13 protein-coding genes are annotated in these 15407 nt (G+C 72.7%); 8 read left to right on the top strand and 5 right to left on the bottom strand.

Annotated elements, in window-relative coordinates:
* Positions 1-4: 4 nt before the first annotated feature.
* Genes CXR44_RS26085 through CXR44_RS26075 form a run of 3 tightly spaced genes read right to left on the bottom strand, consistent with a single transcriptional unit; the run spans position 5 to position 2809 of the window.
* Positions 5-1054 (bottom strand): mandelate racemase/muconate lactonizing enzyme family protein, encoded by a 1050-nt coding sequence (locus CXR44_RS26085; RefSeq protein ID WP_101788757.1) that lies wholly within the window; start codon positions 1052-1054, stop codon positions 5-7.
* A complete protein-coding gene (locus CXR44_RS26080) occupies positions 1044-1925 on the bottom strand; it encodes a 5-dehydro-4-deoxyglucarate dehydratase (protein WP_101788756.1) in 882 nt (293 codons plus the stop codon). The genes CXR44_RS26085 and CXR44_RS26080 overlap by 11 nt, the downstream gene beginning before the upstream one ends.
* Positions 1922-2809 carry an NAD-dependent epimerase/dehydratase family protein gene (locus CXR44_RS26075; RefSeq protein WP_101788755.1) on the bottom strand — a complete coding sequence of 296 codons (888 nt, stop codon included), beginning with the start codon at positions 2807-2809 and terminating at the stop codon, positions 1922-1924. Before CXR44_RS26075 ends, CXR44_RS26080 begins: the two co-directional genes overlap by 4 nt.
* Positions 2810-3035: 226 nt before the next feature.
* Between CXR44_RS26075 and CXR44_RS26070 the strand changes: the two genes are divergently transcribed.
* Both CXR44_RS26070 and CXR44_RS26065 read left to right on the top strand, forming a co-directional pair.
* Positions 3036-4007 (top strand): LacI family DNA-binding transcriptional regulator, encoded by a 972-nt coding sequence (locus CXR44_RS26070; protein ID WP_101788754.1) that lies wholly within the window; start codon positions 3036-3038, stop codon positions 4005-4007.
* Complete coding sequence (locus CXR44_RS26065; protein ID WP_101788753.1) at positions 4004-4945, top strand: aldose epimerase family protein; 942 nt, start codon at positions 4004-4006, stop codon at positions 4943-4945. The genes CXR44_RS26070 and CXR44_RS26065 overlap by 4 nt, the downstream gene beginning before the upstream one ends.
* 66 nt (positions 4946-5011) lie before the next feature.
* Here the strand turns inward: CXR44_RS26065 and CXR44_RS26060 are convergent, their stop codons facing one another.
* Positions 5012-7798: a SpoIIE family protein phosphatase gene (locus tag CXR44_RS26060; RefSeq protein ID WP_101788752.1), complete on the bottom strand. Its 2787-nt coding sequence runs from the start codon at positions 7796-7798 to the stop codon at positions 5012-5014.
* Positions 7799-8217: 419 nt separating this feature from the next.
* Between CXR44_RS26060 and CXR44_RS26055 the strand changes: the two genes are divergently transcribed.
* From CXR44_RS26055 to CXR44_RS26030, 6 genes are all read left to right on the top strand, one after another.
* A complete protein-coding gene (locus CXR44_RS26055) occupies positions 8218-10578 on the top strand; it encodes a DNA translocase FtsK (protein ID WP_245899412.1) in 2361 nt (786 codons plus the stop codon).
* A gap of 78 nt (positions 10579-10656) precedes the next feature.
* Positions 10657-11403, top strand: coding sequence for a helix-turn-helix domain-containing protein (locus CXR44_RS26050; protein ID WP_101788750.1), 747 nt, complete (start codon positions 10657-10659; stop codon positions 11401-11403).
* 46 nt (positions 11404-11449) lie between these two features.
* Positions 11450-12859 (top strand): 30S ribosomal protein S12 methylthiotransferase RimO, encoded by a 1410-nt coding sequence (gene rimO / locus CXR44_RS26045; protein ID WP_101788924.1) that lies wholly within the window; start codon positions 11450-11452, stop codon positions 12857-12859.
* On the top strand, positions 12856-13428 hold the full coding sequence (gene pgsA / locus CXR44_RS26040; RefSeq protein WP_101788749.1) for a CDP-diacylglycerol--glycerol-3-phosphate 3-phosphatidyltransferase: 573 nt from the start codon (positions 12856-12858) through the stop codon (positions 13426-13428). Before rimO ends, pgsA begins: the two co-directional genes overlap by 4 nt.
* 37 nt (positions 13429-13465) lie before the next feature.
* Positions 13466-13957, top strand: a complete 492-nt coding sequence (locus CXR44_RS26035) for a CinA family protein (RefSeq protein WP_101788748.1) — start codon at positions 13466-13468, stop codon at positions 13955-13957.
* Between the two features lie 286 nt (positions 13958-14243).
* Positions 14244-14600: a helix-turn-helix domain-containing protein gene (locus tag CXR44_RS26030; RefSeq protein ID WP_101788923.1), complete on the top strand. Its 357-nt coding sequence runs from the start codon at positions 14244-14246 to the stop codon at positions 14598-14600.
* Here CXR44_RS26030 and CXR44_RS26025 read toward each other — a convergent pair.
* Positions 14597-15394: a DNA-formamidopyrimidine glycosylase family protein gene (locus tag CXR44_RS26025; protein WP_101788747.1), complete on the bottom strand. Its 798-nt coding sequence runs from the start codon at positions 15392-15394 to the stop codon at positions 14597-14599. The two genes, CXR44_RS26030 and CXR44_RS26025, sit on opposite strands and share 4 nt — an antisense overlap.
* Between the last annotated feature and the right edge of the window lie 13 nt (positions 15395-15407).

Genomic DNA, 15407 nt, shown 5'->3' with positions numbered 1-15407 from the left:
CTCTTCACCTCCAGCGGAGCCCGAGGCCCCGGTGCTCGCCGACGGTCAGCCGCCCGCCAGCGACGTTGACAGGGTAGGGCTCGGCCAGCAGCCCCAGCGCGGCGAACGAGGCGTCCTCGACCTCCTCGGCCATGCACGGCAGCGGCAGCGTCAGCGCGAGCTGCGCCGACAGGTCGGGCAGCAGGTGCGGGTAGACCGGCACGTCGAACGCCCGCGCCAGCTCCGTGATCCGCAGGAACGGCGTGATCCCGCCCACCCGCACCACGTTCGGCTGCACGACGTCGCAGGCGCCCGCCGTGAGCAGGTCGCGGAAGCCGTAGACGGTGTAGACGTTCTCGCCGACCGCGATCGGCACGTCCACCGAGCGGCGCAGCTCGACGTGCGCCGCGACGTCGTCGGCGGGCAGCGGCTCCTCCAGCCAGTGCAGACCGTACGGGGCGAGCGCGTCGACGGCGCGGCGGGCCCGGTGCAGGTCCCAGCGCTGGTTGGCGTCGATCATCAGCAGCGTGCCGGGCCCGACGACCTCGCGCACGGCCGCCACCCGCTCCACGTCCTCGCGCAGGTCGGGCCGGCCCACCTTCATCTTGACCGCGGGGTGGCCGGCGGCCTTCCACCGCTCGGCCTGGGCGACCAGTTCCTCCAGCGGGTAGTGCAGGTTCACGCCGCTGCCGTACACCGGCACGGTGTCCCTGCGCCGGCCCAGCACGTCGACCAGCCCGCGGTCACCGCAGCGCAGGTCCCACAGCGCCAGGTCCACGCCGGCCAGCGCGACCGTGGTGATCCCGCCGGGGCCCGCCTCGCGCAGGTGCCGCCAGAGCCGGTCCCACACGACCTCGGGGTGCGGGTCCAGCCCGATCACGGCCTCACGGATGTCGTGCTCCAGCAGCGCCTGGACGGCCCGCGCCCCGATCTGCGGCGTCCAGGAGAATCCGGTGCCGGTCCGGCCGTCGTCCAGCGTGATCCGGACGACGAGGACGTGGTTGGCGGGCACGTCCGGACCCCACGGCCGGGGCAGAGCCACCGTGCGGGCGCTGACCGAGAGGTCACGAATCATGGGGGATCAGCGATCGTCCGTGCTTGATCAGCGCCTCCAGCTCGGCCACGTGCTCGGGCGAGGCGTCCACCAGCGGCGGGCGCACCGCGCCCGGTTCCAGGCCGCTGATCCGCACCCCGGCCTTGACCAGCGACACCGCGTAACCGGGCACCTTGGAGCGGAGCCGTACGAGCGGCTCGTAGAACTCGGAGAGGAACTGCCGGGCGCCGTGGAAGTAGGCGGTGGCGATGTCCGGCGCGAAGGCGAACGCCGCCGAGGAGTAGAGCTCCACGCCGATGCCCCGGTAGGCGCCCATGGTCAGCTCGGCCGTGGGCAGCCCGTTGAAGAACTGGAAGCCGTCGCCGACCTCCCGCCGCACGGCCAGGACGATGCGCTGGATGAGGTCGATGTCGCCGAGACCGTCCTTGAGCCCGATCACGCCGGGGACCCCGGCCAGCTCCACGACCTGCTCGGGGGTGAGCACCACCGAGCCGCGCATGTAGATGATGACCGGCAGCACCTCGGCGACGGCCCGCACGTAGGCGACGAACCCGTCGTGCGGGCCCTTGGCCAGGTAGGGCGGCATCAGCAGCAGCCCGTCGGCGCCCGCCTCGCGGGCGGCGTGCGCCTGGCGCAGCGCCGAGCCGAGCGGGCCGCCCGCGCCGGCCAGCACCGGCACGGAGCCGGCGGCCGTCGCGACGGCCACCTCCACCGCGCGCCGGTGCTCGTCCTCCGACAGCGCGGAGAACTCGCCGGTGCCGCAGGCCACGAACACCCCGCCGGGGCCGTGCGCCAGCCCGCGCCCGATGTGCTCGGCGAGGACGTCCTCGGCCAGCGCGCCGTCGGGGGTGAACGGCGTTATCGGGAAGAAGAGGATCCCGCTGAGGTTCATCCGATCTCCAGTTCGCTTCGCCAGTCGCGCTTGGCCGTCCAGCCGAGCATCCGCTCCGCCTTGGCGGAGCTGAAGGCCGGCGAGGTGCCGGTGAGGCCCGCGGCGCTCGCCGCGGTGGCGGGGTTGACGGCGGGCAGCAGCTCCGCCAGGGGGTCGCGGGCCAGCGCGTCGGCGGCGCCGGCGAAGAACACCTCGCCGTTGGGCAGGTCCCACAGCCGCTCGATGAGGACGCCGATCATGTCGGAGGCGTCCCTGGCGTCGATGTAGTTGAACAGCGAGACACCCGCGATCTCGGGGCGGTCCAGCCGCTCGGCGATGGTGTGGCCCGACTGCGTGGGGGCTCCTGCCCACTCCTCGGGAGCGACGACGAAGCACGGCCGCACGGCCGCGAACCTCGTCTCGGAGTTACGGGCGAACGCCGCCATCGTCTGCTCGGCCACGAGCTTCGACAGGCTGTAGGCGTTCCACGGCTCGGCGGGGTGGTCCTCGTCGATCGGCAGGTAGCGGGGCCGCCAGCCGTGCGGCGCGCCGTAGCCGATGACCGTCGGGCTGCTCGCCACGACGACCCTGCCGACCCCGGTGTGGGCCGCCGCCTCGCACACGTTGAAGGCGAGCTGGGTGTTGGTGCGGAAGATGCGGCCCTCGGTCCGGCTGAACGGGGTCGCGATCGCGGCCAGGTGCACCACCACGTCGGGGCGGAAGCGCGCCATGACGTCGTAGGCCTCGCCCAGGTCCGTCAGGTCGGCCGGCAGCGTGTGCGCGGCCTCCGCGGGGGTGCCGGGCACGACGTCGACCCCGATCACCTCATGACCTGCCTGCGCCAATGCGGTGACCACGCTGCGCCCGAGCCGGCCGGCGCTCCCGGTCACCAGTGTTCGCGTCATCGGATCTTTCACTACTCCTGGGGTTCGGGTTCGGCAACCGGTTGCAAAAAGTATTGAGGTTCGGTTCCGGCAACGTCAAGCCATGGTCGTCTGTCACGGGGCATACACCACCGAACTGATGAGGGATAGGGTGGCACCGGCGATGTCGGTGGCCCCGGCGCCGGTTCATTGACAGCGATACAAACGCTTGCACTAAAGTACAAGCCATGGTCGGAGGAGGCCCAGCGTGGCGGTGACGATTCGCGACGTGGCCCGGGCGTCCGGTGTGCACGTCTCCACGGTGTCGCGGGCGTTCTCAGCCCCCCACCTGGTCAACCCCGAGACCCGCACCCGCGTCCTCGCCGTCGCCGACGACCTCGGCTACCGCCCGAACCGGGCCGCCCGCGCGCTCACCACCGGACGCACCCACAACCTCGGCCTCATCGTCGCCGACATCTCCAACCCGTTCTTCCCGCCGCTCATCAAGGCGGCGCAGGAGCAGGCGAGGCTGCGCGACTACCACGTCTTCGTCGCCGACACCGACGAGGACCCCAAGGTCGAGGAAGACCTGATCCAGACCCTCACCAAGCAGGTCGACGGCGTGCTGCTGTGCAGCCCCCGCCTCACCAACCGCACCATCGAGCGGCTCCGCGAGGAGGTGCCGTTCGTCCTGGTCAACCGCAGGGTGAAGGGAATGGCGACGGTCCTGATGGACGTGGCGCGCGGCGCCCGGCTCGCCTTCGAGCACCTCACCGCCCTCGGCCACCGCAGGCTGGCCCTGGTGACCGGGCCCAGCGGGTCGTGGACCAGCAAGGAGATGCAGGAGGCCGCCGCCGCGACGCGCGACGTCGACGTCGCCTTCCTCGGCCCCAACCAGCCGACGGAGCTGGGCGGCCTGGCCGCCGCCGCCGACGTCATCGCCTCCGGCGCGACCGGCGTCCTCGCCTACAACGACCTGGTCGCCATCGGCCTCATCGAAGGGCTCGCCGAGCGGGGCGTGGACGTGCCGGGCGACATCAGCGTCATCGGCGTCGACGACATCGTGGCCGGCCGGCTGAGCCGCCCCAAGCTGACCACCATCGCCATGCCCACCGCCGCCGCCGGGCGCATCGCCGTCGACATGCTCCTGCAGTCGGTCGACTCGCAGGCGGCCACGGGCGTCACGATGCTGGAGACCACCCTCATCGTCCGCGAGTCCACGGGAGAGGCACATACATGATGTTCGGAACGCTGCCGTCGGGGGAGCGCGTCGAGCGCTTCGAGCTGTCCTCCGGGCGGCTGCGTGCGGCCGTGCTCAGTTACGGCGCCGTGCTCCAGTCGCTGGAGGTGTCCGGCGTGAACGTGGTGCTCGGGCTGGACACGCTGGACGACTACCGCACGCGCAGCCGCTACTTCGGCGCGGTCGTCGGCAGGTACGGCAACCGCATCGCCGGCGGCGCCTTCACCCTCGACGGCGTGACCTACACCCTGCCCCGCAACAACGGGCCCAACAGCCTGCACGGCGGCGTCGAGGGCTTCGACAGCAAGGTCTGGACCGTCGAGGACGCCGGTGACTCGTCGGTCACCCTCAGCCTGACCAGCCCCGACGGCGACCAGGGCTACCCCGGCACGCTGCGCGCCACGGTCACCTACACCCTCGACGGCGACGCCCTGCGGCTCGACTACACCGCCGAGACCGACGCGCCCACCGTGCACAACCTGACCAACCACTCCTACTTCAACCTCGCCGGCGGCGGCGACGTGCTCGGCCACGTGGTGCGGATGGACGCCGGTCACTACCTGCCCGTCGACGCCGACAAGATCCCGACGGGGGAGCTCGCCAAGGTCGACGGCACCCCGTTCGACTTCACCACGCCGCACGCCATCGGCGCCCGCTACGACGGCGCCTACGACCACTGCTTCGTCCTCGACGGCGGCATCTCGGTGACCGAGCCCGGCAGCGGGCTCACCATGGAGGTCACCACCAGCGAGCCCGGCGTGCAGTTCTACGCGGGTGGCATGCTCGACGGCGTCGCCACGCCGTACGGGCCGCACGCCGGGTTCTGCCTGGAGACCCAGCACTTCCCCGACTCGCCCAACCAGCCGCACTTCCCCTCCACGGTGCTGCGGCCGGGCGAGCGCCACACCTCCACCACCACCTACCGCTTCCCCGCCTGACTCGCCCGGCAGGCCGTCACCCTCGGCCCGGTCAGCGCCGAAGGCGGGCCGTCGCCCTCCGCCGGGTCACGGCGCCGCAGGCGGCGCGGCCAGGCCGGGCGGCGAGTCGGCGGGCACGGCGCGCGCCCGCGTCCCGGCGGGCGCCGTCGCCTTCAGCACGAGCAGCGCCACGTCGTCGTTCGACGGCTCGGCGGCGAACTCCTCGACCGCCTGCCGCACCCGTTCGGCGACGGCGTGGGCGCTGAGCCCCGCGCAGCCCGCCAGCAGTCGCGCCAGGCCGTCGTCGTCATCCAGCAGGCGCCCGCCCGAGCGGCGCTCCGTCACGCCGTCGGTGACGCACAGCAGCACCTCGCCGGGCGCCAGTTCGAACGTCTCGGCGAAGAACCGCACGTCGTGCTCGATCCCGAGCAGCAGCTGCGGGGTGGCCACCGCCCGCACCGTGCCGTCCGCCCGCAGCAGCAACGGCGGCGGATGCCCGGCGCACGCCACCGTGCACAGCGCGCCGCCGCCCGGCAGCGGCGCCAGCTCGCCGCACAGCAGGCTCAGGAACCGTCCCTCCTCGACGTCCTCCAGCAGCGTCCGGTTGAGCCGGTGCAGGATGTCGGCCACCGTGTAACGCTCCTTGGCCAGCAGGCGGACGGCGTGCCGGGCCAGCCCCGTGGCCGCCGCGGCCTCCGGTCCCGAGCCGCACACGTCGCCCAGCGCGAAGCACCAGTGGTCGCCCACCACGAACAGGTCGTAGAAGTCGCCGCCCACGTCGGCGCCCTCCTCGGCCGGCTGGTAGACGACGGCGGACTCCACCCCCGGCATGCTCGCCACATCTCCCGGCAGCAGGCCACGCTGCAACGCCCGCGACGTGGTGGCCTGGCGCGCGTACAGCATCGCCGTGTGCAGGTTGAGCGCCACCAGGCGGCACAGGTCGGTCAGCAGGCCGGCCAGCTCCAGCGGCAGCGTGGGCTCCACCCGCCCGATCACCAGCGCGCCGTACGAGCGTCCCTGCGTCAGCAGCGGGAACGACAGCACGGTCTCCTCCCCGATCGGCCACGCCCCCTCCTCCCGCCGCCCCGGGAGCGTCTCCACCGGCGCGTCCGGCCCGGCGAGAGGCCGCGCGGGCGGGGGCCCGTCGTCCGCCCGGGCGAGGGACGCCGCCTGAGCGCCCCGCTCGGAGGGCGTCATCGCCTCCCGGTCCTGGTCGGGGGCCGGCGCGGACGCTCCCGGTGGGACGGGGACGGCCGGGATGGCCGGCAGGGAGTGGCGCAGGTCGGAGTTGAGCCGCTCGTCGCTGTGCCAGGCGTGGGCGAGCCGCGTCATGCCCGCCAGGTCGGTGAGGTAGACCGCCGCCCAGCTGGCGATCTTGGGGACCACGAGTTGGGCCGTCAGGGCGGCGATCAGCTCCTCGTCGCGAGCGCCCGCCAGCAGCTCCCCGGCCTCGGCCAGGAACGACAGCCGTCCGTGCCGGGCCCGCTCCCGCTCGGCCGCCCGCTCCCGGTGCACGGTGGCGGCGACCTGGCCGGCGATGTGCCCCAGCACCTCCGCCAGTTCGTCGTCGAACCGGAACGGCTCCGCGGCCGTCACCACCAGATGGCCGATCACCTCGTCCGCCACCACGAGCGGGGCGCACGCCAGCGACCTGGCCCGCAACCGCTGGGCCAGCTCCACGTCCACCGTCAGCACGTCGCCCACGACCACCGGCGAGCGATGGTCCGTGCCGAACACCCCGGTGCTCAGCACGCCCACGAGCCCGGCCGTCGCCCCGGCCCCCGCCGCCACCCCGAACCCCCTGCCGGCGTGCCCGGCCCGCGAGCCCCTCTGCCCGGTCACGCGCGCGTCCGCCGGGCGTCCGTCAGGCGGACGCGGCGGCGTCCCGCCGGCGCCGCGCCCGTCGGTCCTGGGCGGGGCGCCCGTGGCTGGCAAGCGGTTGTCGTCGTCGCGTAGCAGAACGTAGGAGGCATCGCCCCCGCCGGCCGCGTGGACGATCTGGGCGACGGTGTCGAGCAGCTCCGCCAGGGGCCGGTCGTGGCCGAGGACGTCCTTGATCCGGCCGGCCGTCTCACGCCGCAGCGGAGCCGCCGGGGTGGCGAGGACGTAGCGATGCTCCAGCGGCACCACCATCCAGACCGAGCAGCCCTCACGGGCGCGCACGTGGGACACGTAGACCTGCACCGGCCGGCCGTCGGCGTGCCGCATCCACGCCTCACCCCGCCACCGCCCCAGCCGCGACGGGTCCAGGGAGGACAGCCCGCCGGCGAACGCCCCGGCCGGAGGCGACGGCGGGCCGGGGGACAGGAGGCCGGTGCGGTCGCGGGCGAGGAGGCCGCCCAGCGGGCGACCCGCCACCTGCTCCGGCGGCCAGCCGAGCAGGGCCCGCGCCCCCGGGTTCCAGGAGAGCACGCGCCCGTCGGCCCCTGTCACGACGACGCCCACGTGGAGGGTCTCCAGCGGCGCTGCCGGCTCCGGCTCCGCGTGGCGGGTGTCCGGGCCCCCGGGCAGCTCCAGGCGCACCCACACCCGCTTGCGGGTGCCGGTGTAGGTGACGCCCCAGCCGTCGGCGAGCATGCCGGCCAGCGTGAGGCCGCGCCCGGGCTCGGCGACCGTCAGCGCCGGCCGGCGGTCGCCGACCTCGATCTCCAGCGCGGGCGGGTCGGCGTGCGGGACGAGGCGGCAGGTCAGCTCGACGGCGGTGCCCGCGTGCACCACCGCGTTGGTGACGAGCTCGCTGGTCAACAGCACGGCGTCGTCGGCCACGTGGCCGAGGCGCCAGTCGGCCAGCACCCGGCGGACGAACCTCCGGGCGGCGGCCGGGGCGTGCGGGGTGCCGTCGAAGGCCCTGCTCGACACGCGGGTCGGGTCCACTGTGCGTCCTAGAAACATTACTCGGCGTCGTATTGCGGTTACTCTCAGGGTGTCAGACTGTGACCGCCCGGCACCTGCTGGTTGCCGAGAAGAGCCGAGCTGGGGCTCCCGGTCTTGAGAGCGGGCGAGGACACCGGCAAGGACACCGGTGAGGAGACCGGCGAGGACATCGGCGAGGACATCGGCGAGCCTGAGTGCGTCCGCCGTGTCTCCGACGTACCTTTGGCACCATGGCCACCCGTACGCCGAAAAGCGCACCGAAGGGGCCGGCGAAGCGGTCGGCCTCGTCTCGCACGACCTCCGCCAAGCGGGGATCCGCGTCGCCGGCGCGCCCGAGGGCCAAGGGACCGGCCAGGGGCTCGGCGTCCTCCCGCAAGCCGGGCCTGACCCACCCCGACCCGATCAGCTGGGTGTTCACCATGATCGGCAAGCTCGTCGTGGGGCTGTGGATGCTGCTCGCGGGCGGCGTCGGCAGCATGGCTCGGGCCCTGGGCAAGAACGCCCGCGAGCTCGACCCCGCCCACCGGCGCGACGGCGTGGGGCTGACCGTGCTCGCCGGCGCGATCGTGCTGGCCGCGATGACCTGGCGGACCTCCGAAGGGACCGTCGCCACCGTGGTCAACACCGTGGTGCGCGGCGTGTTCGGCTCGCTGGCGTGGGCCCTGCCCCTGCTGCTCGGCCTGCTGGCCTGGCGCTACCTGCGTCACCCCGACCAGAACGCCGACACCGGCCGCATGTCCATCGGCTGGAGCGCGCTGCTCGTCGGCGTGCTCGGCGTCATCCACGTGGCCAACGACGTGCCCTACCCCAACCCCGCCGGCACGGCCAACGACGGCATGGACCGGGTCTCGCAGGCGGGCGGCCTCATCGGCTTCATCGTCTCGGCGCCGCCGATGAGCATCCTGCCGTCCTGGATCACGATCCCGCTGCTCCTGCTGCTGTCCGGGTTCGGCGTCCTGGTGATCACCGCGACCCCGGTCCACCGCATCCCCGAACGGCTGGCGGAGCTCAGGCACATGCTCTTCGAACGGCACGCGCCGGGCGGGGAGCCGGGCCAGCCGGCCAGGAAGCGGTCCAGGCCCAAGAAGCAGCCCGACGCGGAGGCGGGCGACCTGGTCAAGCCGTACGACACGCCGGTGCTGTCCGACCAGGACAAGCGCGACACCCATTCGCCGGAGATCGTGCCCGGTCTGGTCGACGAGGCGCCGGCGCCGCAGGCGCCCGCGCCGGCGGAGCGCAGGCCGGAGGCGCCGGAGCCGCCCGAGCCGACCCCCGCCCCGCGTAAGGTGGAGCAGCTCGTGCTGTCGCCGCAGGCGGGGCCCTACAGCCTGCCCGACCTGCAGCTCCTCAAGCCGGGCAGTCCGCCCAAGCCGCAGACCAAGGCCAACACCGTCGTGGTCAACGCGCTGACCAGCGTGCTGGAGCAGTTCGCCATCGACGCGCAGGTGATCGGGTTCACCCGCGGGCCGACCGTGACCCGCTACGAGATCGAGCTCGGTCCGGCGGTCAAGGTGGAGAAGGTCACGGCTCTCACCAAGAACATCGCCTACGCCGTCAAGTCCGCCGACGTGCGCATCCTGTCGCCGATCCCCGGCAAGTCCGCCATCGGCGTGGAGATCCCCAACGCCGACAAGGATCTCGTGGCGCTCGGCGACGTGCTGCGGGCGCAGGTCGCGCAGGCCGACCACCACCCCATGATCGTGGGGCTCGGCAAGGACGTCGAGGGTCGCACCATCGTCGCCAACCTCGCCAAGATGCCCCACCTGCTGATCGCGGGCGCCACGGGCGCGGGCAAGTCGGTCTGCGTCAACGGCCTCATCACCTCGATTCTCATGCGGGCCACGCCCGACGAGGTGCGGATGGTCCTGGTCGACCCCAAGCGCGTGGAGCTGTCGGTCTACGAGGGCATCCCGCACCTGATCACGCCCATCATCACCAACCCGAAGAAGGCCGCCGAGGCCCTCGAATGGGTGGTGGGCGAGATGGACCGCCGCTACGACGACCTGGCGGCCAGCGGGTTCCGGCACGTCGACGAGTTCAACAAGGCCGTGCGGGCCGGCAAGCTCCAGCCGCCGCCCGGCAGCGAGCGGGTCTACCAGCCCTACCCCTACCTCCTCGTCATCGTGGACGAGCTGGCCGACCTCATGATGGTCGCCCCGCGCGACGTCGAGGACTCGATCGTGCGCATCACGCAGCTCGCCCGCGCCGCCGGCATCCACCTCGTCATCGCCACCCAGCGGCCCAGCGTGGACGTCGTCACCGGCCTCATCAAGGCCAACGTGCCGTCGCGGCTGGCGTTCGCCGTCTCCTCGCTCACCGACTCGCGGGTCATCCTCGACCAGCCCGGCGCCGACAAGCTCGTCGGCCAGGGCGACGCGCTGTTCCTGCCGATGGGCGCCAGCAAGCCCATCCGCATCCAGAACGCGTTCGTGTCGGAGAAGGAGATCACCGAGATCGTCATGCACTGCAAGACGCAGATGCAGGCCGAATACCGGCCCGACGTGACGGCGGCGGCCACCACCAAGCGGGAGATCGACGAGGACATCGGCGACGACCTCGACCTGCTCGTCCAGGCGGCCGAGCTGATCGTGACGACCCAGTTCGGCTCCACCTCGATGCTGCAGCGCAAGCTGCGCGTCGGCTTCGCCAAGGCCGGACGGCTGATGGACCTGCTGGAGAGCCGCGAGGTGGTCGGCCCGAGCGAGGGTTCCAAGGCCCGTGAGGTGCTCGTGAAGCCCGACGATCTGCCGGCGCTGCTGGCCGACTTGCGTGGCGAATGACCCCGATGCTCCCCTGCCCGATGATTACTGGTTGAATATGACTAACTACGCATCGTCGGGGGCTGGGAGGCGCGTGTCGTGGAGGAGCAGAGCATAGGGGCCAGGCTGGCGGCGGCCAGGGCGGCGGCCGGGATGACGGTCGCGCAGCTGAGCGCCGCCACCCGCATCCGCGAGGCCATCATCTACGCGATCGAGCGTGACGACTTCTCGCAGTGCGGAGGAGACTTCTACGAGCGCGGGCACGTCAAGGCGCTCGCCAGGGCCGTCGGGCTCGATCCCGAGGCGATGGCCCATCTCTTCGACGAGCAGAACGGCGGGGCGCCCGCCCCGGTGCGGGCGGCCGCGGTGTTCCAGGCCGACCGCCGGATCAGGCTGGCCGAGCGGCGCGGACCCAACTGGACCACCGCGCTCGGCGTGGCGCTGGCCATCGTGGTCGTCTTCGGCGTCGCCAGGGTGATGGGCGGCGAGCCGGAGAAGGTGCGCTCGGCCGGGGTCCAGGTCTCGGTCGCGCCGACCGCGCCCGCGGCGCAGGGCGCGGGCCGCGCCAAGCCCGCCACGGCCGTCAAGGGCCAGGTCGTCGTCAAAGCCAGCGCCGAGCGTTCCTCCTACGTCGACGTCCGCGACGCCGAGGGCCGCAGGATCTTCGCCGGCACGCTGGCGGCCGGCAAGACCGTGACCTGGCGGGCCAAGAAGCGGATCAATCTGCTTCTCGGCGACGGCGGCGCCGTGACGCTGCAGGTCAACGGCAAGGACCTCGGCCGGCCGGGCGCGAACGGAGAGGCGGTGCGGCGCTCCTTCGGGCCGCCCAAGTCGCGAGCCCGGTAGCCGGTGCATCGGGCGGTGGCCAACTCCCGATACCGTAGTGTTCACCATGTCATCCCGCCGAACCGCATCGCTGATCACGCTGGGCTGCGCCCGCAACGAGGTCGACTCCGAGGAGCTGGCCGCGCGACTCGAGGCTGCCGGTTGGCAGCTCGGCGACGACGACCCCGACGTCGTCGTCGTCAACACGTGCGGCTTCATCGACTCGGCGAAGAAGGACTCCATCGACACGCTGCTCGCCGCGGCCGACTCCGGCGCCAAGGTGGTCGCCGCCGGCTGCATGGCCGAGCGCTACGGCAACGAGCTGGCCGAGGCGCTGCCCGAGGCCAGCGCGGTGATCTCCTTCGACGACTACGCCGAGATCGGGGGCCGTCTCGACGACGTGCTCGCGGGCCGGCCGCTCAAGCCGCACACGCCGCGTGACCGCCGTACCCTGCTGCCCATCTCGCCGGTGGATCGTGCCAGCGCCCCCAAGGCGCCCATCCCCGGCCACGGCGACCTGCCCGCCGGGCTCGCGCCCGCGAGCGGCCCGCGCGTGCTGCGCAAGCGGCTCGACGAGAGCCCCGTGGCCTCGCTCAAGCTGGCCTCCGGCTGCGACCGGCGCTGCACGTTCTGCGCCATCCCCGCCTTCCGCGGCGCCTACGTCTCCCGCGACCCCGAGGAGCTGGTGGCCGAGGCCGACTGGCTGGCCCATCGCGGCGTCCGCGAGCTGGTCCTGGTGAGCGAGAACTCCACCTCCTACGGTAAGGACCTGGGCGATCTCAGGGCGCTGGAGAAGCTGCTGCCCCGGCTGGCCGCCGTCGACGGCATCGAGCGGGTGCGGGTCAGCTATCTCCAGCCGGCCGAGCTGCGGCCCGGGCTGATCGACGTGATCGCGGGCACCGAGGGTGTCGTCCCCTACTTCGACCTGTCGTTCCAGCACGCCAGCGGCACCGTGCTGCGCAGGATGCGCCGCTTCGGCGACCCGGAGCGCTTCCTCGGGCTGCTCGAGTCGATCCGTGAGCGCGCCCCCGAGGCGGGTGTGCGCTCCAACTTCATCGTGGGCTTCCCCGGGGAGACCGAGGAGGAGTTCGGCGAGCTCGTGGGCTTCCTGGAGCAGGCCAGGCTCGACGTGATCGGCGTGTTCGGCTACTCCGACGAGGACGGCACCGAGGCGGCCGGCTTCGACGGGAAGCTCGACCAGGAGGTGGTCGACGAGCGGGTGCGCGTCCTGACCGAGCTGGCCGAGGAGCTGACCGCGCAGCGGGCCGAGGAGCGCATCGGCACCGAGGTGGACGTGCTCATCGACGACGACCTGGGTGACGGCGGCTACGAGGGACGGGCCGCCCACCAGGGTCCGGAGGTCGACGGGTCCGTCACGGTCCAGGGCATCGGCCTGGTCCGCGGGCAGATCGTGCGCGCCGTCGTGGTCGACGCCGAGGGGGTCGACCTGATCGCGCGCATCAAGGCCGGTCCATGACCAAGGACGAGCGCCGCGTGGTGAGCCCGTGGAACATCGCCAACATCCTCACGGTTCTCCGGTTGGCGCTCGTCCCCTTCTTCGTCGTCTGTCTCTTCCTGCCGGGCACGGGCTGGCGCCTGGGCGCCCTGGCCGTCTTCACGGTGGCGTCCATCACCGACCATCTCGACGGCGAGCTGGCCCGGCGCTACGGGCTCATCACCGACTTCGGTAAGATCGCCGACCCGATCGCCGACAAGGCGCTCACGGGCGCGGCCCTGGTGTCGCTGTCGGTCCTGGGCGAGCTGCCGTGGTGGGTGACGCTGGTGATCCTCGGCCGCGAGCTGGGCATCACGGTGCTGCGGTTCGTGCTGATCCGGCGGGCCGTGATCCCCGCGAGCTACGGCGGCAAGGTCAAGACCGTGCTGCAGATCGCCGCGATCGTCCTCTACATCCTGCCGGTCGGCTACGACCCGCTCAGCTGGACCGTGATGGGCGCCGCCCTCGTCGTGACCGTGGCCACGGGCGTCGACTACGTGGTGCGCGCCGTCAAGCTGCGCCAGGTGGCGCGGCGCGCGCGCGGGGAGTAGACAGATCACACACGCCCGGCACGAAGGAGGCGACGGCATGGCGACGGTGGACGAGGCGATCTCCCTGCTGACGGGGCGGTCGGCGACGGTGGCCGTGGCCGAGTCGCTGACGGGCGGGCTGATCGGCGCGGCGTTCACCTCGGTGCCGGGTTCGTCGAAGGCGTTCCGGGGCGGGGTCATCTCCTACGCCACCGACCTCAAGCACGCGCTGCTGGCCGTGCCCGACGAGCTGCTGCGGCGCGAGGGGGCGGTGCATCCGCAGGTCGCGGCGGCGATGGCGACGGGCGTGGCGCGGTTGTGCGCGGCGACGTACGGGCTGGCCGTGACGGGGGTGGCGGGGCCGGAGCCGCAGGACGGCCGGCCGGTCGGCACGGTGCACGTCGCGGTGAGCGGCCCCGACGGAGAAATATGGTCCCGTGATCTGAGACTTCAGGGGTCGCGCGAACGTATCCGGGTAAAGACGGTGGACGAGGCAGTCGATCTCCTGACACGTGTGCTGAAGTCGAGCAAGGGGGAACATTCCGGGTGATTACCGTGTTACGTCCCGAGCGAACATGCCAGGCACGGTCTGACGCGGTGTCGGTGGATGCGGGTACGGTGGAGCTGTGAGTGAGGTCCGTGAGCCAACTGCAAGCAGCGAGCGCCCGGCAGGCGGGCCTGATGTGTCGCGCGACGAGCCACGTGTTGCGGGCCATGGGCGGCAGCGCCCGATGATGACGGCGAGGAGCATGTACGAAGTCAAGAAGAAGGATGGGCGGCACGACCCGATCGCGCGGGGCGTGGTGAAGACATCCACGCCGGGGAGGGAGCGACAGATGATTTTGCTGCGTCAGCTGCTCGGTGACGTGCTGAGGCGGTTGCGCGTGCGGCAGGGGCGCACTCTCCGTGAGGTGTCCACGCTGGCGCGTGTCTCACTCGGTTACCTGTCCGAGGTGGAGCGTGGCCAGAAGGAGGCATCCTCCGAGCTGCTGGCATCCATCTGTGGTGCTCTCGGAGTGCCGCTGTCGCAGGTGTTGCGTGAGGTGTCCGACCAGTTCGCGTTGGCGGAGCTGCAGGCCGCACCGGTGCTCGCCGACGTGCCGGAGCACGAGCGCATCCCGCTGGCCGAGTCGGTCCCCGGCTCCATCTCCGACACGGTCTTCCCCGAAGTCAAGGACATGGTGGCCGCCTAGGGCGGCTGGCAGCCCGGGCACCACAGGATCAGCCGTTCCTGTGCCTGCGCCCCCATCTCTCCACGCCTGATGCGCATCCCGCATCGGCGGCACGGTCGTCCTGCCCTGCCGTAGACCCAGGTCTGCGCGGCCGGCCGGCGGTCTCCCGTGGTCACGGTGCCCGCGTGGGCCTTGTTGGCGTCCAGCAGCCGGTGCGCCAGCGTCACGATCCCTTCCACGTCCGCGATGTCCCCGACCGCCCGCCACGGCCAGACACCGCGCAGAAAGAGTGTCTCGGCGCGATAGATCGTGCCGATGCCGGCCAGGTTGCGCTGGTCGAGCAGCGCCTCCCCGATCGTCCTCGCCGGGTCCTCCCGCAGCCGTCGCACGGCCTCGGCCGGGTCCCAGTCGGCGCCGAGCAGGTCGGGGCCGAGGTGCCCCACGACGCGTGACTCGTCGTCCGTCCTCAGCAGGTCGACCATCCCCAGCCTGATGCCCACGGCCTCCCACTCGGCGTTGGCCAGCACCAGCCGCACCGTGTCGCCCCCGCCGCCGTGCGGCCCCCCGCGCGGCCCCCGCCCCGCCGGGCCGACCCGCCAGCGCCCGTCCATGCGCAGGTGCGTGTGCACGGTCAGCCCGCCCTCCACCCGCGTCAGCAGGTGCTTGCCCCGCGAGACCGTCGTCAGCACGGTCCGGCCGGTCAGGTCGGCGGTGGCGTGGCGGGGCACCCGGAAGTCGGAGCGCGTCAGCACCCGCCCGTCCAGCGCCTCCCGCAGGCGCGCGGCGGTGCGGTAGACGGCGTCTCCCTCGGGCATGCGTCCAGTCTAG

Source organism: Nonomuraea indica (genome assembly GCF_002850745.1).
Lineage (GTDB): Bacteria > Actinomycetota > Actinomycetes > Streptosporangiales > Streptosporangiaceae > Nonomuraea > Nonomuraea indica.
Note: the sequence above shows the minus strand (reverse complement) of the source record. Positions and strands in the feature narration are given on the sequence as shown.

What these genes read in the sequence shown, in the direction of transcription:
- CXR44_RS26030 (WP_101788923.1), top strand. Translation starts at nt 14,244, where the DNA reads ATGATTTTGCTGCGTCAGCTGCTCGGTGACGTGCTGAGGCGGTTGCGC.
- CXR44_RS26080 (WP_101788756.1), bottom strand. Translation starts at nt 1,925, where the DNA reads ATGAACCTCAGCGGGATCCTCTTCTTCCCGATAACGCCGTTCACCCCC.
- pgsA (WP_101788749.1), top strand. Translation starts at nt 12,856, where the DNA reads ATGACCAAGGACGAGCGCCGCGTGGTGAGCCCGTGGAACATCGCCAAC.
- CXR44_RS26065 (WP_101788753.1), top strand. Translation starts at nt 4,004, where the DNA reads ATGATGTTCGGAACGCTGCCGTCGGGGGAGCGCGTCGAGCGCTTCGAG.
- CXR44_RS26075 (WP_101788755.1), bottom strand. Translation starts at nt 2,809, where the DNA reads ATGACGCGAACACTGGTGACCGGGAGCGCCGGCCGGCTCGGGCGCAGC.
- rimO (WP_101788924.1), top strand. Translation starts at nt 11,450, where the DNA reads ATGTCATCCCGCCGAACCGCATCGCTGATCACGCTGGGCTGCGCCCGC.
- CXR44_RS26055 (WP_245899412.1), top strand. Translation starts at nt 8,218, where the DNA reads ATGATCGGCAAGCTCGTCGTGGGGCTGTGGATGCTGCTCGCGGGCGGC.
- CXR44_RS26035 (WP_101788748.1), top strand. Translation starts at nt 13,466, where the DNA reads ATGGCGACGGTGGACGAGGCGATCTCCCTGCTGACGGGGCGGTCGGCG.
- CXR44_RS26025 (WP_101788747.1), bottom strand. Translation starts at nt 15,394, where the DNA reads ATGCCCGAGGGAGACGCCGTCTACCGCACCGCCGCGCGCCTGCGGGAG.
- CXR44_RS26085 (WP_101788757.1), bottom strand. Translation starts at nt 1,054, where the DNA reads ATGATTCGTGACCTCTCGGTCAGCGCCCGCACGGTGGCTCTGCCCCGG.